Source organism: Microbacterium sp. UCD-TDU, from assembly GCF_000340625.1.
GTDB lineage: Bacteria > Actinomycetota > Actinomycetes > Actinomycetales > Microbacteriaceae > Microbacterium > Microbacterium maritypicum.
The window spans coordinates 24056-42475 of record NZ_KB454446.1 but is presented as its reverse complement, the minus strand read 5'-3'; the positions used below and the strand labels follow the sequence as shown (position 1 = coordinate 42475).

Below are 18420 nucleotides of genomic sequence, written 5' to 3'. Positions count from 1 at the left end.
CGAGCACGGGGCGGGATCGGCCGTGGCGCCGGGTTTCGCCGTGAGCGCACAGGAGGACGGGCCGCGGTCACGCGCGTGAGCGTGGCGGGTGCGGACGGCGATGTCCGCGCGTCCGGATAGCGTGGAGGCATGACACCGGATACTGCTCAGCGCGCTGTGATCGCCGCGGAGCCGACGGCATCCGGAGTCATCATCGGCGCCCCGGGAACCGGCAAGACGCGTACCCTGATCGACCGGGTCGTGCACCTGCTCGACGCCGAGGCGCTCCGCCCGGAGCAGGTGCTCGCGCTCACGCCGAACCGTCAGGCGGCGACCGCCCTGCGCGACCGGATCGGCGTGCGCATCGGCCAGGCGACGCCGGGACCACTGGCCCGGTCGCTCGGCTCCTTCGCCTTCCAGCTGGTGCGTGGAGCAATGGTGAGAGAGGGAGCGGAGCCGCCGGCGCTGCTGACCGGTGCCGACCAGGACAGAATCATCGCCGAGCTGCTCAGCGGCGATGCGGAAGACGGACGCATCCTGTGGCCGGATGCGCTGAGCCCTTCAGTGCGGGCGTCGAAGGGGTTCCGCTCGGAGCTGCGCGCATTCCTCGCCGAGTGCACGGAGATCGGTGTCGACGCCGCGGAGCTGCGAGCATCGGGCAACGAGGTGTGGGCGGCGACGGCGGAGTTCCTCCTGGAGTACCGCGCGGTGCTCGACGCGCTCCGGTCGGCTCACCGAGACGCCGCCGACCTGCTGAGCGAGGCGAGCACCATCCTGCGCACGGCCGAGACGGCCGCTCTCGGCCCGCTCGCGCCTCTGCGCGTGGTGCTCATCGATGACGCGCAGGAGCTCACGCGTGGGGGTATCGCCGTCGTGAAGGCCCTGCGCAGCCGGGGGATCGCCGTGCTGGCCTTCGGCGATCCCGACATCTCCTCCGGCTCGTTCCGCGGAGCGAGCCCCGAGCTGTTCGCACAGCTGGCCGGGGTGCTGGGAGAGGTGCACGTGCTCGACGGGCCGCACCGCCAGCGTCCGGCGCTCACCGCGCTCACCCGCACGGTGACCCAGGCGATCGGCGTGTCCGGCCGGGTCGAGCATCGGCGCGCCCCGGTGCCCGTGACGGCCGAAGAGGTCGACGCCGGGGTCTCGACGTTCGTGGCCCCTTCTCCCTATGAAGAACTCGATCGCATAGCCGGAGTGATGCGCGAGTGGCACCTCTCCGACGGCATCCGGTGGGATCGCATGGCGGTCATCGCCCATGACACGCGGCAGGTGACGACGCTGGAGACCGAACTCGCCGCGAGGGAGATCCCGACGCGTGCAGCCGGTGTGCAACGTCCGCTCGGCAGCGAGGGCATCGTGCGCGACATCGTGGGCATCGTGCGTCTGGCGCTCACCCCGGTCCAGGAGCGCACGTCGGAAGCACTCGAGGAGGCGCTGCGCACCCCGTTCGGAGGGATGGACGCGATCGGCCTGCGCCGGCTGCGTGCCCGACTCCGCCACGTCGAACTCGAACAGGGGGGATCGACGCCGGCGCGCGAGCTGCTGCGGCGGGCCATGGCGAATCCGGCGGACCTCACCCTCATCGACGCTCCGGAGTCGCGCACGGCCGAGCGTTTCGCGCTGGTGATCGAGGCGCTGGCCCGTGGCGCGGCGGCGGGCGAGACGATCCACGACCTGCTCTGGCGGGTGTGGGATCAGGCCAGGGCTGTCGACGGCAGGCGTCTGCAGATCGCCTGGCGCGAGATCTCGTTGCTGCCGACGGGTGCGGAGACGGCCCGTTCTCTCGATGCGCTGGTCTCCCTGTTCGACGCGGCGAAGCGCTTCGTCGAGCGCACACCGAACGAGAAGCCCGAGGTGTTCGTGCGGGACATCCTCGACAGCGAGGTGCCCGAGGATTCGCTGTCGACACCCGACCGACCGGGCAAGGTCACGCTGCTGACCCCCGCCACCGCTCTGGGGACGGAGTTCGACGCGGTCGTGGTCGCCGGTGTGCAGGACGGCATCTGGCCGAACGTGCGTCTGCGCGGCGGTCTGCTGCAGACCTGGCGCCTGCCCGACGCGATCCAGGCTGCGCGCACGGGGACCGTCATCGAGCCTCCGGGAGCCCTAGATCGTCGACGTGCGGCGCTGCACGACGAGCTCCGGCTGTTCGTGCGCGCCGTGTCGCGTGCGCGCGACCGTCTCCTGATCACGGCGGTGGACGACGACGACCTGACACCCAGTCCGTTCTTCGGCTTCCTACCCGCCCCAGAGCCTCCCGAGCGGCATGCGTCGGCGGAGCACCCGCTCACCTTGCGCGGACTCGTCGCACGCCACCGGCGCACCCTCACCACGGTGTCGGCCGAACCGGTGCGGCGGGCCGCCGCGGCGCAGCTCGCCGTCCTCGCGCGTGAGGGCGTACCGGGGGCGGATCCGGTGGACTGGTACGGGATGACCCCTCCTTCGACCGCGGCGCCGCTGCGCGATCTCGCTGTCACAGGGGCGCGGGTCTCACCCTCGAAGATGGAGTCGTATGAGGAATGCGGTCTCAACTGGGTGGTCTCGGCTCTCGGCGGTGACACGGTGATGCCGCCCACAGCCGGCATCGGGACGATCGTGCACGAGGCGATGGAGCGCGTTCCCGAGGGAGATCTCGAGAAGATGCGCGCGATCGTGGCCGAGCACTGGCCGGAGCTCGATTTCGAGACCGAGTGGATCGGGCGCAAGGAGCGCCGTCGCGCCGACCTGCTCGTCGATCGGCTGCACACGTACCTGGGTGATGTGCGCCGCGAGGGTGGGCGCGTGATCGGCAGCGAGGTCGAGTTCCGCTTCGCCGTCGACGTGGCGGAGTCGGCCGATGACGCCGTGCCCACCGTCCACGAGGTGGGGGAGGACCGGGCGAATCAAGCGATCATCCACGGCTACATCGATCGTGTGGAGGCCTACCCGCCCGGTGCGGGCGAGCACCCCGCGGCGCGAGGTCGCGGCTGGGAGCGGATGTCGGGAGGTCCGGAGGGGCCGACGGTCGTGGTGGATCTGAAGACGGGCAAGAACGATCCCGAATCCGACTCGGGCGTGCTCGCGCATGCGCAGTTGGCCGCTTATCAGGTCGCCGTGCAGCAGGGGCTGGTCGAGGGTGCTCCGCCGTCGTCACTGGCGGGAGCACGGCTCGTGATCGTCTCCAAGACCCTCGCCAAGAGTGACTACCGCATCGCCCATCAGCACACGTTGGACGACGAGTCGCGCTCGGCCTTCCTGCTGCGCGTCGCGGATGCGGCCCGCGGCATGTCGGCGTCGAGCTTCACCGCTCAGGTCGAGTCGCACTGCGCCGACACGCAGCGTCGGGTGCATCCGTGCCGTATCCACACGGTGCCGGCGGTGAGCTCGTGACGGGGTGGAGCAGGGCGGAACAGGGTGAGGGGATCTCGGCCACCGACATCGCCACCGCACTGGGGCAGCCGTCGCCGACGCCGGCCCAGCAACGCGTGATCGAGGCGCCGCCTGAGCCTGCTCTCGTGGTCGCGGGTGCGGGCAGCGGCAAGACCGAGACGATGTCGGGCCGTGTGGTGTGGCTCGTCGCCAACGGGCACGTGCGCCGCGACGAGATCCTCGGTCTCACCTTCACGCGCAAGGCCGCAGGCGAGCTCGCGGAGCGGATCGGTCATCGTCTCGCGGTCATCGACGAGTACGGTCGCCGCGGCCTGCTCCCGCATCTGGCGGAGATCGTCGCCGACGGATCACTGCGCAGGGTCGAGGAGGCTGCGCCCGGCCGTCAGCGCGAGCTGGTGCGCGCACACGTGCTCGATGAGATCGCCGCGCACCGGGGAACCGGGTGGGATCCGACGACCCCGCGTGCCGCGGAAGAGCTGATGATCCGACCGCGTGTCTCGACGTACAACGCCTTCGCCGACGGGATCGTGCGCGAACACGCCGCGCGCATCGGACGGGATCCCGACGTGGCGATGCTCAGCCAGGCAGCGTCCTGGATGCTGGCCCGTGAAGTCGTGCTCCGCAGCGACCTCCCCGAGCTGGAGAACATCGAATTCGCCCTCGGCACGGTCATCGATGCCGTGCAGAGGCTTGCCGGCGACGCCCTCGACCACCGTGTCGACCTCGATCTCGCTGAGCGTATCGCGCGGGATCAGGCCCTCGCCTTCGAGCCGTATCGCGGCAACGGCGATGTCGAGAAGGCGGCGGTCAACCTCCTCAGTCTGCCGACGCTGTCGCGCCTCGTGCGCGACTACATCGCCGAGAAGCAGCGCCGCGGTGTGCTCGACTTCGCCGACCAGGTGGGCGGTGCCTACGACATCGTCGAGTCCGCTCCCGACGTCCGCGACGAGCTTCGTGAGCAGCACCGTGTCGTGCTCCTCGACGAGTATCAGGACACATCGGTCATCCAGACCCGGTTCCTCGCGGAACTGTTCCGCGACACCGCGGTGATGGCCGTCGGCGACCCGCACCAGTCGATCTACGGCTGGCGCGGAGCCAGCGCCGACAACCTCTACGCCTTCTCAGGCACGTTCTCCCGCACCGGCTCGGCGCAGACCTACAGCCTCATGACGAGCTGGCGCAACGACCGCGGCATCCTCGGGATCGCCAACCGCGTGCTCGAACCGCTCCAGTGCCCGGGGCTCGACGTGCCGCCGCTGGAACCGCGTCCGGGCGCGGGAGAGGGCACCGTGACGGTGGAGTTCCCGTTCACGGTCGATGAGGAGGCGTCGGTCGTCGCGGAGTGGTTCGCCGAGCGCCGGGCCGCGCACGAAGCCCGCACCGCCGGCGAGGCACAGGGCGGTAAGGCGCACACGGGAGCGATCCTGTTCCGTTCGAAGCGGCACATGCAGACCTTCGCCGCGGCGCTCGCGGCGCGGGGCATCCCGCACCGCATCCTCGGTCTCGGCGGGCTGTTGGCGACCCCGGAGGTGGTGGATGTCGTCTCCACGCTCCGTGTCGTATACGACCCCACCGCGGGGTCGGCACTCATCCGCCTTCTCACCGGACCGCGTTTCGGAGTCGGAGTGGCCGACATGGCCGCGCTCTACGACCTCGGTCGCACGCTGTCGGAGCGCGATCCCGCGATGGCACCGCTGCCCGAGGAGGTGCGTGCGCGGCTGCGCTCCTCGCGCGGAGCCGACGAGGCGGTGTCGATCATCGACGCGGTCGACGTGGTGCGGGCGGTGCGTGACGACTACCGGCTCCTCGAGGCGATCACCCCCGACGGCAGGGCTCGGGTGCGCGCGGCCGGGGAGATGCTGGAGCGCCTCCGCCGCGCATCCTCGCAGCCGATCCCCGAGCTGATCCGCCTGATCGAACTCGAACTGCGCCTCGACATCGAGCTGGCCGCGAACGAGACCAGAGGGCCCGCCCGCATCGCCGCGACGCAACTGCGTGCCTTCGCAGACGAGGTCCGCGCCTTCTTGGCCGCGGACGATCGGGGAAGCATCGGGAGCCTGCTGGCCTGGCTCGACAAGGCCGAGAGCACCGACGAGCTGATGCCGCGGCCGGAGCCGCCCGAGGCCGGTGTCGTGCAGTTGCTGACGATTCACGGGTCGAAGGGGTTGGAGTGGGATGCCGTCGCCGTGGTGCGGCTGGTGGTCGACGAACTCCCCAGTCGGGTCTCCGACACCTCCGGCTGGTTCGGATTCGGGGTCGTCCCGTTCGCTCTCCGCGGCGACAGAGATGCGCTTCCCCGATTCGAGTGGGATCCGGTCGAGGCGATGGGCGACGAGACAGACCCCGTCAAGAGGCAGAGACTCGCACAGGCATCGCTGTCCGGCGGTGCGACGAAGGCGAATCCGCAGGGTGGCGCGATCAAGCGCTTCAAGGATGCGTACAGGGCGTATCAACAGCAGGAGGAGCGGCGTCTCGCCTACGTCGCGGTCACCCGTGCGCGCACCGATCTGCTCCTCAGCGGTGCGCACTGGGCAGGGCAGAAGTCTCCACGCACGCCGAGTCCCTATCTCGTCGAGGCCATCGATGTGCAGGGTCTCGAGCCCATCGAGGCGGTCGACCCCGACGACAACCCCTATGACGGCCCTGGTGCCACCCTGGGCTGGCCGCTCGACCCGCTCGGGGCTCGACGAGGAGTCGTCTCCGCCGCAGCCGCCGCCGTCGAGGATTCCGCCCGAGCCGGAACGGCGGAACCCTCCGTGGAGCTGGCCCGCCTGTTGGCCGAGCGTGCGGCCCGGCAGCGCGGCACCGACGCCGAAGCGCCCACGCGTGTGCCGGCATCGCGGTTCAAGGACTACGTCACCGACTTCTCCGGCACTCTGTCCTCCATCGTCAGGCCCATGCCGGAGCGGCCGTATCGGCAGACCCGTCTCGGCACGCTCTTCCACGCCTGGGTGGAGCAGCGGTCCGAGCTCGTGGGCGTCGGTAGCCGCGTGGACGAGGCGCTCTGGGAGCTCGACGAGGATGAGACTTCGGCACCGCCCGCGTACGGTGACCCCGGGGCGGCCGAAGGGCCGAGCGCACCCGCCGACGCCGCCGATCTCGCGGTTCTGCAGGCGACGTTCGAGCGCAGCGAGTGGGGCGGGCTGCAGCCGATCGCCGTCGAGATCGAGATCGACTTCGCCCTCGGCGCAGGTCTCTCCGGGACGGCTGCGGGGGAGGCCCACATCGTCATCTGCAAGCTCGATGCCGTCTACCGACGAGCAGACCGCGGCGATCGCATCGAGATCGTGGACTGGAAGACCGGCAAGGCTCCACGGACGGCGGCCGAACGCGAGGAGCGGATGCTGCAGCTCGCGCTCTACCGTCTCGCATACCACCGACGCTTCGACGTGCCCCTGGACGAGATCGACGTCGCGCTGTACTACGTCGCCGACGACCTGATCATCCGCGGCGAACGGGTCTACTCGGAGGAGGAGCTCTTCCAGCGCTGGAGCGCCGCACGCGCCGCGCGCTGAGCCTCGTCCGAGTCGTCTTCGTCGTACGCGGCCGCGGCGTTCGTCGCGGCGGTACGCGTCGCCTCGCCGACATCGGTGGTGTGGGTTCCTGCGAAGATGCTCCGCGCCTCCGACAGGTCTTCGGTCTCGACGTTCAGCATCTCGGTGCGGTGGGCGCTGTCATCGTGATCGCGATCCGTGCCGACCGTGCGCAGCGGTTCCACCGATTCCGTGTCGGTCTGCGCCGAGTCGGAATCGTCCGGAACCTCGATCCACAGCTCTTCGGGATTGTAGGCATCCGTGTGCATGGAGGTGTCCACCTCGGTGACAGCGCCCCTCGGCACGCGGTCGAGCGCGTCCAGCGCGGAGTCGACGCCGGCGGTGCGGGCGTCGATGATGCTGAGATCGTCCGTGCGCAGGCCTTCGGCGAGAGCGTCGAGCAGCGCGGCGGCGTCGTCGACGATGTCCGGTCGGTGCATGGAGTCGCCGTGCACCAGCCAGCGGGCGAACTCGAGCTCGGCGAGCAGGCGAGCGCGCACCTCGAGGCCGGCGTCGGGTGCACGATCGATCGCACCGGCATAGGCGGCGTGCACGTCGGCGGCGGCGTCGGGTGCTGCCGAGAGCCAGGAGAGGTCGAGCGCGGGGTCTCCGACCGAGAGCCCGTGCCAGCCGAGGAGGCCGACGACCTCGGGGCCGAGCTCCGGGTCGTCCTCGAAAAGGAACGAGGTCGACTGCACACCCCCGAGAACCACGGTGGATTCGAAGCGCCACAGGGAGTCGTCGGCGACGGCGTCGCGCCAGCGCACGGTGAGGCGTGCAGGAACCCGGCCGGTGGCGGCGGCGGTGTCGACCAGACGCTCCAGCTCGGCGCGGCTCTCCTCCGCGGTGCGCGTGGAGAGCCCCGCCCCGCGGACGACCGAGGTGGGCAGGCCGTGCACGGCGGCGATCGATGCGCCCATCGACTGCGCGGCTCCACGTCCCGGCGGTACCAGGGGGGCCTCGATCTGGAAGCCGGGCAGAAGCTCGGTGACGAGTGCGCGTCCGTCGCCGATGCGCGTCTCGCCGATGTAGGCGGGCACACGGAACGGCAGCATGGCGCGGGCCCCGTCGGTGAGCGCGCGGAGCGCGATCGCCTCGGCGGCGAGCTCGCGCGCCGTCTCGTCGTCGTCCGCGACGCGTATCGCGAGCTCGCGACCGTCGGCCAGCGAGGCGACGGCGGAGTCGAATCGCCCCTCGCCATCCGCGCTCAGACCGCGCGCACCCGTGACCTCCGCCCCGGGCAGTGCGGCGGTCACTGCCGCGGCTAGAGTGAAAGGAGAGCGTCCCATGCCCCCAGGGTAGGTCGGCTCAGGGGCGGTCCCGCCTCCGCCACGCCCGTGAGAGAGGGAGTCGATGACCATTCCGCGCCCATCCCTCGATCGTGCAGCCGAACTCCGCGAGGAGCCGGACGTGCTCGATCGTCTGCGAAACGACCCGGAGACCCGCGCGATCGTCGTGCGCGAGGGCCGGGTCAGGGTCGTGGATTCCGCGCTGCTGCGCGTCACCCCGGACGAGGTCGTCGAGGCGAGCTGGGCTCTTCTCGGACGCGATGCCGACGGCACCGTGCTGCTCCTCGCCGCCGCACCGCCGGAGAGCGACGCGCTCGACACCGCCCCGGACGAGATCTGGCTCGGCCTGCGCGATCTCGGCGGTCGCATCGACGGACAGGAGTCCGAGCTCCTGATCGGCGCCATCGCCCTCGCCGGATGGCTTCGCGACGCGCCGTTCTGTCCGAGCTGCGGTGGGGCGACCCAGCTGCAACAGGGCGGATGGTCGCGGCGCTGCCTCGTGTGCGCACGCCAGCACTTCCCGCGCACGGATCCAGCCGTGATCGTCGCCGTCGAGAGCAGAGACGGCGAGCGGCTCCTGCTCGGCGCCAATGCCAACTGGGGCGGGCGCATGTTCTCCTGCTTCGCGGGTTTCACCGAGGCGGGGGAATCGCTCGAGTCGACCGCGTATCGCGAGATCGAGGAGGAATCGGGGGTGCGTCTTTCCGCCCTGCGGTACGTCTCCTCGCAGGCCTGGCCGTTCCCGCGATCGCTCATGGTCGGCTTCCGTGCCGTTGTCGACGACGAGTCCGCGGCGCGCGCCGACGGCGAGGAGATCATCGAGGTGCGCTGGTTCACGCGTGCCGAGATCGGTACCGCGCTCGCCGGACACGGCCCGGTGGGGCTTCCAGGGCCGGCGTCGATCGCCCGTGCGCTGATCGTCGACTGGTACGAGGATCACGCGTGAGCGCACTCGATGCCCTCGATGAGCGGCAGCGGGCAGCGGCATCCGTGTTGCGTGGTCCCGTCGTCGTGCTCGCCGGAGCGGGGACCGGAAAGACCCGGGTGATCACGCATCGCATCGCACACGGCGTCGACACCGGCGCATACTCGCCCTCGCGCGTCATGGCGGTCACCTTCACCGCGAAAGCGGCGGGAGAGCTCCGCGGTCGCCTGCGGGCGCTCGGTGTCGAAGGCGTCGCCGCCCGCACGTTCCATGCGACCGCACTCGCGCAGCTGAACTTCTTCTGGCCCACACTGGCCGGATCGCCCGCACCATCCATCATCGACAACAAGGTGCGGATGCTGGGGCAGGCGGCCGACGCGATCCGACTCCGTCCCAGCACCGCGACGCTTCGCGACATCGCCTCCGAGATCGAGTGGCGCAAGGTGTCGATGCTGTCGATCGACCAGTACGCAGCGCTCGGCCGTCCGATCAGCGGGGTCGACGCGGGGCAGCTGATCGAGCTGATGCGCGGGTACGAGGCGTTGAAGGACGATCGTCGCCAGCTCGACTTCGAAGACGTGCTCCTCGCCTGTGCCGGCATGCTGGAGGCGGAGCCGCGCGTCGCCGCATCCGTCCACGAGCAGTACCGGCACTTCACGGTCGATGAGTTCCAAGACGTCTCGCCGTTGCAGAACCGCCTGCTGGAGCTGTGGCTCGGAGACCGGCACGACATCTGCGTGGTCGGCGACGCCAGCCAGACCATCTACTCCTTCGCCGGCGCGGAGCAGCGGTTCCTGCTCGAGTTCGAGCGCCGTCATCCGGACGCCACCGTCGTGCGTCTGGAGACAAACTACCGTTCGCAGCCGCCGATCCTCACGGTGGCGAACGCTCTGATGCACGGCCGACCCGGAGCGCTGGAGCTCGTACCGGCACGGGAGCAGTTCACCGCGGACGCGCCGACCGTCACCGCCTACGAGACGGAGGGCGAGGAAGCCGCGGGGATCGCCGCGTCGATCTCCGCGCGCATCGAGGCGGGGGCCTCACCGTCGGAGATCGCGGTGCTCTACCGCGCGCACGCGCAGTCCGCTGTGCTGCAGCAGGCGCTCGCCGCCGAGGGCATCGCGACGTCCGTTCTGGGCGGGACACGATTCTTCGCCATGCCGGAGGTCCGTCAGGCGATCCTCGCCCTGCGGGCCGCCGCGGTCGCCCCCAGCGAGCAGGGGTTCCTGCCCGGGGTGCAGCGTGTGCTCCGCGAGCTCGGACTCACCGACGAGCCGCCGGCCGCAGGGGGAGCGCAGCGCAGCGGATGGGAGGCGCGTCGCGCCATTCTGAGGCTCGCGGAGGAGGCGGGAGCGGATGCGAACCTGCGCAGCTTCAGCGATGCGCTGATGGCCCGGGCCAAGGACCAGCACGAACCGACGATGCGCACCGTCACCCTCTCGACTCTGCACGCGGCCAAGGGTCTGGAGTGGCCGCACGTGTATCTTGCCGGATGGGCGGAGGGATCGCTGCCCATCTCGTATGCGACGACGTTCGAGGCGGTCGACGAAGAACGGCGACTCGCCTACGTGGGGGTCACGCGCGCCGCGCGAACGCTGGCGCTGTCCTGGTCGAGATCAGCGGGGCGGGGTGAGCGCTCCCCGTCTCGGTTCCTGGCTGAGATGGGGACCACGGGTCGCGGCACCGGCATTCTTCGTGAAACGACACCGAACGCCACTCGAGCGAGCCGTCCGCGCTGACGCGCACCAGGCGCCCTTCGGCGGTCTCATGATCTGCGAGGAGCAGGGCCGCCAACCGCCCGGCCTCGGCGACCTGCGCCGCGCGGATCGGGCCGGGGTCGCGGCCGATCATCTGCGCGTGCAGCAGGGGCCAGGCCGGGTCGAGGTCTCGAGCATGGGCGTCGCGACAGGCGAGGCAGGCCGAGGCCCCGGGTACCACCAGCGGCCCGACGGTCACGCGGCCCGGTTCGAAAGACACCGGCAGGTGCGCGATGTCCTCGCGCAGGAAGCGGGCGAACTGCAGCGCGGCGGCTGCGCCGTTGACGAGCACGACGCCCACACCGGGCCGACGGCCGACCTCCATGAGGGCGATGCCTTCGTCGGTGAGCGCCTCGCGCATGCGGTACTCGCTGCGCCCGTCGGCGATCCCGATGCTCTCGACCCAAGCGGGTCGTGGCGGGTCGGCGTCGTCGAGCAACAGCGGATCGAGGCGGGCGAGGAGCGTACGCGCCGCCTCCCGTGGCGCGCCGGCCGCGTGCGCGATCACGTCGAACGCCCCGCGCCGGAAACCGGAGCGCAGTCTGCTGAGCAACGGCTCGACCCACGCATCGTCAGCAGCGATGCGCAGTCCGCCTTCGTCGCCGAGCTGGAGCGTGTGCGCGTCGCGCCAGAGCAGGGGAGAGCTCGGGTGCAGACGCGTGAGGAGCGGAGGAGTCAGCGGCATCTCTCCGATTGTGGTGAGGAAGCCGTCGGTGCGGGGCCGGAACCGGGCATCCGTGGACAACTTCTCCGTGCTCGCCGAACGGGGTAGGAGCGGTGCGGGCGTCCGCGGAACCCGCGGCCCGCCCGCACCTTCGCGCTCAGACCGGCCTGTCGCCTTCCGGGGCGGCGTCGCCGTCTTCGTCCGCGTCGTTCGTCGAGTCCTCGGCAGGTGCGTCCTCCGAGAAGTCGTCACCGTCGAGCAGACGGGCGAGGGCCTCGTCGAACTCGTCGGCGGCCGGCTGCTCGCCGCGCTCGGCAGCCTGCAGGCGGGCGACGAGCGCACTCGGGTCGTCGATGTCCTCGGCAGTCGGCATGAGGTCCGGATAATCCCACAGGGAGTCTCGCCCGCTGATGCCGACGGCATCCGTCACCGCCTGCCACATGGCCGAGGCCTCGCGCATGCGCCGTGGACGGAGCTTGAGGCCCACGAGGGCACCGAGAGCGTCCTCGGCGGGTCCGCCCACCGCGCGCCGGCGCCGGGCGGCTTCCGCGATGCGCGCACCATCGGGAAGACGAGAGGTCGCCTGGGCGGTCACGACGTCGACCCAGCCGTCGATCGTGGCGATGAGGTTCTCGAGGCGGGTGAGCGCCTCGCGCTGGGCGTCGCTCTGCACGGGTAGGAGCGCACCGCCCTCGATCGCCGCGCGCAGTTCTTCGGGGTTCGAGGGATCGAGGCGGCTGGCGACGTCTTCGAGCGCGTCCACGTCGACGGTGACTCCGCGAGCGAAGTCGGTGATCTGCGCCATGACGTGCAGGTGCAACCACTTCGCGTGCCGGTACAGACGCGCGTAGGCGAGCTCTCGGGTGGCCAGGTAGAGCGCGATCTGGTCTTCAGGGATCTCGAGGCCTTCGCCGAAGGCCGTGAGGTTCTGCGGGATGATCGCCGCGGTGCCTGCGGGCAGCACCGGGATGCCGACGTCACCGCCGGAGACGACCTCGAGTGAGAGGTTGCCGAGAACCTGTCCGAACTGCGCGGCGAACACCGAGCCGCCCAGGCCCCTCATCAGTCGGCCTGCGCCCTGGACCACGCCGCGCATCTCTTCGGGCACCTGCGTGTCCAACGCCGAGGTCAGCGCGTCAGCGATGCTCGTCGACACGGGATCGGCGATCTCCTTCCACACCGGAAGGGTCTTCTCCACCCACTCGCCCCTGGTCATCGCGGTCGGGGTCTCGGAGAGCTCCGAGATGGTCGTCGCCTCGCCGAGCCACAGGTTCGCGAGCGCGAAGGAATCGGCGAGCGAGGTGCGCGATCCGTCGGTCACGCCCTGTCCGTCGCGGTTGGCGATGAACAGAGCCTGACGCAACGCGTTCTCCCAGGGGTCGCCGCCGAGGGCGCCCTGCAGCTGCGACATGATTGTCTGCATCATCGCGGGGTCGAGTGTGAAGCCGTCCATCCCCTCGAAGGCGCCCCGCAGCGCCTCGGGATCGATGTCGCCGCCGCTCTGGTTCGAGAGCATCTTCCGCAGGAACTCCTGGAAGTCCTCGGGTGTCGGGTCGTTGTCTGCCATGTCGCTCGCCCTCTCAGCACTTCTGTTGCCGTGGCATCTACGCTAGTCACAGGTTTCTGCGCGCGAACCCGATGCGGGCAGATCGGTGTACGCCGCTCGCGAACGACGGAGGAATGCAGTGGATCGAACGCGGTCTGGGAAGCTCGGACTCGGAGTCTGGGCGCTGATCGTCGCGCTCCTCGCGCTGGTCGTGCTGACGTTCCTTCCGTCGCCTTACGTGATCCAGCGACCGGGGCCGGTGTACGACACCCTCGGTACCGCGAAGGGTGCAGACGGCGAGCAGGTGCCGCTGATCAGCGTCGAGGGCGCCGAGACGTTCGAGACCGCGGGGACTCTGGACCTCACGACGGTGCAGGTCGTGGGTAACCGCGAGCGCACACCCAGCTGGTTCGAGCTCGCCCTGGCGTGGATGGATTCGTCCAAGGCGGTCGTCCCCCTCGACTCGGTGTTCCCCCAGGGGGTGACGAGCGAGCAGCGCGACGAGCGCAACGCCACGCTGATGGTCGACTCCCAGCACGAGGCGACGGCGGCCGCGTTGAACGAGCTCGGATACGACACCGGCGCCGAGGTCGTCGTCGTCGAGGCCGTGGCGGATTCCCCGGCCGACGGCATCCTCGAAGCCGATGACGTCATCACCGCGATCGACGGCACTCCGGTCTCGTCGGCCACGCAGCTGCGGGAGGCGATCCAGGCGGCGGCGGGAGCGCCGGTGCAGCTCACCGTGCTGCGCGACGGCGCCGAGCAGACGGTGGAGGTCACCCCGGAGAAGCGCACCGAGGGCGACGCGACCGCATGGCTCATCGGCATCACGCTGCGCACCGACTACGACTTCGAGATCGACGTCACGATCCAGCTCGACAACGTCGGCGGACCCAGCGCCGGGATGATGTTCGCGCTCGGCATCATCGACACCCTGACCGAGGGGGAGCTCAACGGCGGGAAGGACATCGCCGGCACCGGAACCATCGACGCGGCGGGAACCGTCGGTCCGATCGGCGGCATCCGTCAGAAGCTCTACGGCGCGCGAGACGCCGGGGCCGAGTACTTCCTGGCTCCCGCGGCGAACTGCGACGAAGTCGTCGGACATGTGCCGGACGGACTTCAGGTCATCCGCACGGCGACGCTCGAGGAGTCGCTCGCCGCGCTCGAGGTCATCGCGGACGACGGAGACGTCTCAGCGCTCCCGACCTGCGACCTCGCAGGGAGCTGAACGCAGAGGTCACCGTGACCGCGCTGTGATCGGGATGACAGCCTGCGCACAGTGAGCGATGCCTAGGATGGTGGGGTGACCTCCTCGCCTTCAGCTCCGAATCCGGCCACGCCTCGAACCTCACGACGCATTCTCGGCATCTCCCTGGTGATCATCGCCGCCTTGATCGCGGTGTTCTTCGTGTTCGCCTCCCTCTACACCGAGTTCCTCTGGTTCGACCAGGTGGGCTTCACCGGCGTCCTCACGACGCAGTGGATCGCCACGGCGGTGATGTTCGTGGTGGGCTTCCTCGGGATGGCCGTTCCGCTGTTCGTCGTCATCCAGCTCGCCTACCGGCTGCGTCCGGTCTACGTGCGGCTCAGCTCGCAGCTGGATCGGTACCAGGAGGTCATCGAGCCGCTGCGTCGCCTGGCGATGTGGGGTATGCCCATCTTCTTCGGACTGTTCGCCGGCTTCGCGGCCGCGGGCCAGTGGAAGACGGTCTGGCTCTGGATCAACGGTGTGGCCACCTCGGACGTCGACCCGCAGTTCGGCATCGACACCGGCTTCTACATGTTCGCGATGCCGTTCTACACGATCCTGCTCGCGTTCGTCTCCGCCGTGCTCCTGCTCTCCCTCCTGGTCACCGCCCTCGTGTCGTACCTGTACGGCTCGGTGCGCATCGGCCAGGGTGAGCTGCGCATCTCGAAGCCCGCGCGCATCCAGCTCGCGGTCATCGCCGGTCTCTACCTGCTCGTGCAGGCGGCGAGCCTGTGGCTCGACCAGTACAAGACGCTCGTCGAGCCCGACGATCGCATCACGGGTGCGGCGTACACGGGCGTGAACGCGACGATCCCCGGTCTCGCCATCCTCGCGATCATCGCCGCTGTCGTGGCGATCCTCTTCTTCGTCACGGCCGTCATCGGCCGCTGGCGCTTCCCGCTGGCCGCGACCGCGCTGCTCATCGTGGCCTCGCTCGTCGTCGGCGTCGGATACCCGTGGGTGGTGACCACCTTCCAGGTGAAGCCGAACCAGAACGCCTACCAGGCCGAGTACTACCAGCGGAACATCGACGGCACGAAGGAGGCGTACGGGGTCGCAGACCTCGAGACCACGCCCTTCGCCGCCAAGACCGACGCCGAGGCGGGTCAGCTGCGCGCGGATGCGGAGACCACCGCCTCCACCCGAATCATGGACCCGAAGGTCATCCCGCCGACGGTGCGTCAGCTCGAGCAGTACCGCGGGTACTACCAGTTCCAGAAGACGATGGACGTCGACCGGTACGAGATCGACGGGAAGATGCAGGACACCGTGGTGTCGGTGCGCGACCTCGACATGTCGGGCCTGGGCGACGGTGACAACTGGAACAACCGCGTCGCGGTCTACACCCACGGCTACGGCCTCGTCGCCGCCGCGGGAAACCAGCGCACCACCGACGGCGAGCCGGTGTTCCTCGAGCGCGGCATCCCCACCTCGGGATTCCTGTCCGACCGGGAGAACTTCGAGCCGCGTGTCTACTTCGGCGAGAACTCGCCCGAGTACTCGATCGTCGGCGCTCCCGAGGGCTCGGAGCCCGCGGAGATCGACTACCCGCGCGGGAAGGACGGCTCGAGCGAGACGAAGACCACGTTCGACGGCGACGGCGGCCCGAAGGTCGGCGACACGTTCACCAAGCTGCTCTATGCACTGAAGTTCCAGTCGGAGCAGATCCTGTTCTCGAACCTCGTGAACGAGGACTCGCAGATCCTGTACGACCGCGATCCCAAGACGCGCGTGCAGAAGGTGGCACCGTATCTGGAGCTCGACAGCGACCCCTACCCGAGCGTGGTGGACGGACGCATCGTCTGGATCGTCGACGGCTACACGACGAGCCAGACCTACCCGTACTCGACGAGCGTGAGCCTGTCCGACGCGATCGCCGACTCCAACATCCCCTCGCCGACCCTCGCGATCGACGACATCAACTACATCCGCAACTCCGTCAAGGCGACGGTCGATGCCTATGACGGTTCGGTGAAGCTGTACGCGTGGGACGACGAGGACCCGGTGCTCAAGACCTGGCAGAAGGTCTACCCGTCGACGGTGAAGCCGATCAGCGAGATGTCGGGTGAGCTCATGAGCCACGTGCGCTATCCGACCGACCTGTTCAAGGTGCAGCGCGACATCCTCGGCGTGTATCACGTCGACAAGGCCGGATCGTTCGCGCAGCAGGACAACCGCTGGCAGACGCCCAACGACCCCCGCAGCGAATCGATGCTGCAGCCGCCGTACTACCTGACCATGCAGATGCCGGGTCAGGACTCTCCCCGGTTCTCGATGTTCTCGACGTTCATCCCGAACTCGCAGGGGGCTGGCGGAAGCCGCGACGTGCTGATGGGCTACCTCGCCGTGGATTCGGATGCCGGCTCGGAGAAGGGTGTGAAGGCGGAGGGCTACGGCCAGCTGCGCATGCTCGAGATCGACACCGACACCACGGTCCCCGGTCCCGGTCAGGTGCAGAACACGTACAACTCGGACACCTCGGTCGTGCCTCAGCTCAACCTGCTCCAGCAGGGGGAGTCCGAGGTCATCTACGGCAACCTGCTGACGCTGCCCGTCGGTGGCGGTCTGCTCTACGTGCAGCCCGTCTACGTGCAGTCGTCCGAGGGAACGCAGCTGCCGCGTCTGCAGAAGGTGCTGGTCGCCTTCGGTGATCGCGTCGCCTTCGAGAACACCCTGACCGAGGCGCTCGACACCCTCTTCGGCGGTGACTCCGGTGCCACCGGCGGTGACGACACGGTCGAACCGGATCCGAACACCGAGGTGCCCGACACCGGCGAGGTGCCGACGACCGAGCCCACGCAGCCGACGGGCGCCGAGGCCGAGGCCCTGGCTGCTGCTCAGACTGCGCTGCTCGACCGTGAGGCCGCGCTGAAGGCTGGAGACCTCGCGAAGTTCGCCGAGGCCGACGAACGCCTCACCGCGGCGGTTCAGAAGCTGATCGAGCTGGACTCCGCAGCGGGCAACTGATCCGCAGCATCGTATGGAATGGGCGCCCCCGAGGGGGTGCCCATTCTCGTATCGAGGTGGCGCCCGGCATCGTCCGGGGAAAGCGAAAGGCCCTCTGACTTGGATTTCTCCGAGTCAGAGGGCCTTTCATTTGTTGCGGGGACAGGATTTGAACCTGCGACCTCCGGGTTATGAGCCCGGCGAGCTACCGAACTGCTCCACCCCGCGGCACAAGAAGTAACTTATCACGGATTCCGAAGGCGGGCGAATCCTGGGGGCCTCCGAGCGACGTCCCGGGCGTGTCGATGCGAGAGGATGGAGACATGTCCGAGACCGCAGCCGTCCCCGTCGCCGTGTGCCAGTTCGCACCGACCGCCTCCCGAGCCGAGAACCGGGAGCGGATCGCTGCGCTGACGGCCGACGCCGCCGGGCGGGGGGCGAAGCTGATCGTGTTCCCTGAGTACTCGAGTTACTTCGTCGACCCCATGGACGAGAGCCTGGCTGCCAATGCGGAGGACCTCGACGGGGAGTTCGTCGAGACGCTGAGGGCACTGGCCGCTGAGTACGCCGTCGTGATCGTCGCGGGTCTGGCCGAACGGGCGACCGACGGGCTACGAGTGCGCAACACCGTGGTGGCTGTGCGGGGTGACAGCGTCCTCGCCGTGTACCGCAAGCAGCACCTGTACGACGCGTTCGGCCAGACCGAGTCCGACTGGGTGGAGCCAGGTGAGGTGGGGGAGGCCGCGACCTTCGAGCTGGGGGGGCTGCGTTTCGGGCTCATGACCTGTTACGACCTCCGCTTCCCTGAAGTGGCCCGTTCCCTGGTCGATGCGCAGGCCGACGCCCTGGTCGTGCCGGCCGAGTGGGTCAGGGGGCCGCTCAAGGAGCACCACTGGACGACGCTGCTCGCCGCTCGTGCGATCGAGAACACCGTCTACGTGGTCGCGGCAGACCATCCGACCCCGATCGGGGTGGGACACTCGCAGATCGTCGATCCCCAGGGCGTCGTACTCGCCGGAGTGGGAACCGCTCCCGGGATCGCCGTCGCGGTGGTCGAGAGGGAGACGATCGAGCGCGTGCGGATCACGAACCCGTCGCTGCGCGCGCGGCGGTACTCCGTCATCCCTCGTGGGGTCGTGGCCCCCGAAGCCTAGGCGCGG

9 protein-coding genes and 1 tRNA gene are annotated in these 18420 nt (G+C 69.7%); 7 read left to right on the top strand and 3 right to left on the bottom strand.

What is annotated here, in order from left to right:
- The first annotated feature begins 129 nt into the window (after positions 1 to 129).
- Together D514_RS22965 and D514_RS22960 are read left to right on the top strand one after the other, a co-directional pair.
- A complete protein-coding gene (locus D514_RS22965; RefSeq protein ID WP_031205486.1) occupies positions 130 to 3348 on the top strand; it encodes an ATP-dependent DNA helicase in 3219 nt (1072 codons plus the stop codon).
- Positions 3312 to 6863, top strand: coding sequence for an ATP-dependent DNA helicase (locus D514_RS22960; protein WP_236610906.1), 3552 nt, complete (start codon positions 3312 to 3314; stop codon positions 6861 to 6863). The genes D514_RS22965 and D514_RS22960 overlap by 37 nt, the downstream gene beginning before the upstream one ends.
- On the opposite strand, the gene D514_RS22955 is transcribed toward D514_RS22960, so the two are convergent.
- Positions 6809 to 8170 carry a hypothetical protein gene (locus tag D514_RS22955; protein WP_031205485.1) on the bottom strand — a complete coding sequence of 454 codons (1362 nt, stop codon included), beginning with the start codon at positions 8168 to 8170 and terminating at the stop codon, positions 6809 to 6811. The genes D514_RS22960 and D514_RS22955 overlap by 55 nt on opposite strands.
- 64 nt (positions 8171 to 8234) lie before the next feature.
- Here D514_RS22955 and nudC point away from each other — a divergent pair, with 64 nt between their 5' ends.
- Both nudC and D514_RS22945 read left to right on the top strand, forming a co-directional pair.
- Positions 8235 to 9116, top strand: a complete 882-nt coding sequence (gene nudC, locus D514_RS22950; protein ID WP_017828619.1) for an NAD(+) diphosphatase — start codon at positions 8235 to 8237, stop codon at positions 9114 to 9116.
- Positions 9113 to 10834, top strand: a complete 1722-nt coding sequence (locus D514_RS22945) for an ATP-dependent helicase (protein WP_017828618.1) — start codon at positions 9113 to 9115, stop codon at positions 10832 to 10834. Before nudC ends, D514_RS22945 begins: the two co-directional genes overlap by 4 nt.
- 839 nt (positions 10835 to 11673) lie before the next feature.
- Here the strand turns inward: D514_RS22945 and D514_RS22940 are convergent.
- On the bottom strand, positions 11674 to 13083 hold the full coding sequence (locus D514_RS22940; RefSeq protein WP_017828616.1) for a zinc-dependent metalloprotease: 1410 nt from the start codon (positions 13081 to 13083) through the stop codon (positions 11674 to 11676).
- Positions 13084 to 13201: 118 nt separating this feature from the next.
- Between D514_RS22940 and D514_RS22935 the strand changes: the two genes are divergently transcribed.
- Both D514_RS22935 and D514_RS22930 read left to right on the top strand, forming a co-directional pair.
- Positions 13202 to 14293, top strand: coding sequence for a PDZ domain-containing protein (locus tag D514_RS22935; RefSeq protein WP_017828615.1), 1092 nt, complete (start codon positions 13202 to 13204; stop codon positions 14291 to 14293).
- 75 nt (positions 14294 to 14368) lie between these two features.
- Positions 14369 to 17281 (top strand): UPF0182 family protein, encoded by a 2913-nt coding sequence (locus tag D514_RS22930; RefSeq protein ID WP_031205483.1) that lies wholly within the window; start codon positions 14369 to 14371, stop codon positions 17279 to 17281.
- Between the two features lie 133 nt (positions 17282 to 17414).
- On the opposite strand, the gene D514_RS22925 is transcribed toward D514_RS22930, so the two are convergent.
- Positions 17415 to 17488 (bottom strand) — tRNA-Met (locus D514_RS22925).
- A gap of 95 nt (positions 17489 to 17583) precedes the next feature.
- Between D514_RS22925 and D514_RS22920 the strand changes: the two genes are divergently transcribed.
- Positions 17584 to 18414, top strand: a complete 831-nt coding sequence (locus D514_RS22920) for a carbon-nitrogen hydrolase family protein (protein ID WP_017828613.1) — start codon at positions 17584 to 17586, stop codon at positions 18412 to 18414.
- The last annotated feature ends 6 nt before the right edge of the window (positions 18415 to 18420 follow it).

What these genes read in the sequence shown, in the direction of transcription:
- D514_RS22955 (WP_031205485.1), bottom strand. Translation starts at nt 8,170, where the DNA reads ATGGGACGCTCTCCTTTCACTCTAGCCGCGGCAGTGACCGCCGCACTG.
- D514_RS22965 (WP_031205486.1), top strand. Translation starts at nt 130, where the DNA reads ATGACACCGGATACTGCTCAGCGCGCTGTGATCGCCGCGGAGCCGACG.
- D514_RS22940 (WP_017828616.1), bottom strand. Translation starts at nt 13,083, where the DNA reads ATGGCAGACAACGACCCGACACCCGAGGACTTCCAGGAGTTCCTGCGG.
- D514_RS22920 (WP_017828613.1), top strand. Translation starts at nt 17,584, where the DNA reads ATGTCCGAGACCGCAGCCGTCCCCGTCGCCGTGTGCCAGTTCGCACCG.
- nudC (WP_017828619.1), top strand. Translation starts at nt 8,235, where the DNA reads ATGACCATTCCGCGCCCATCCCTCGATCGTGCAGCCGAACTCCGCGAG.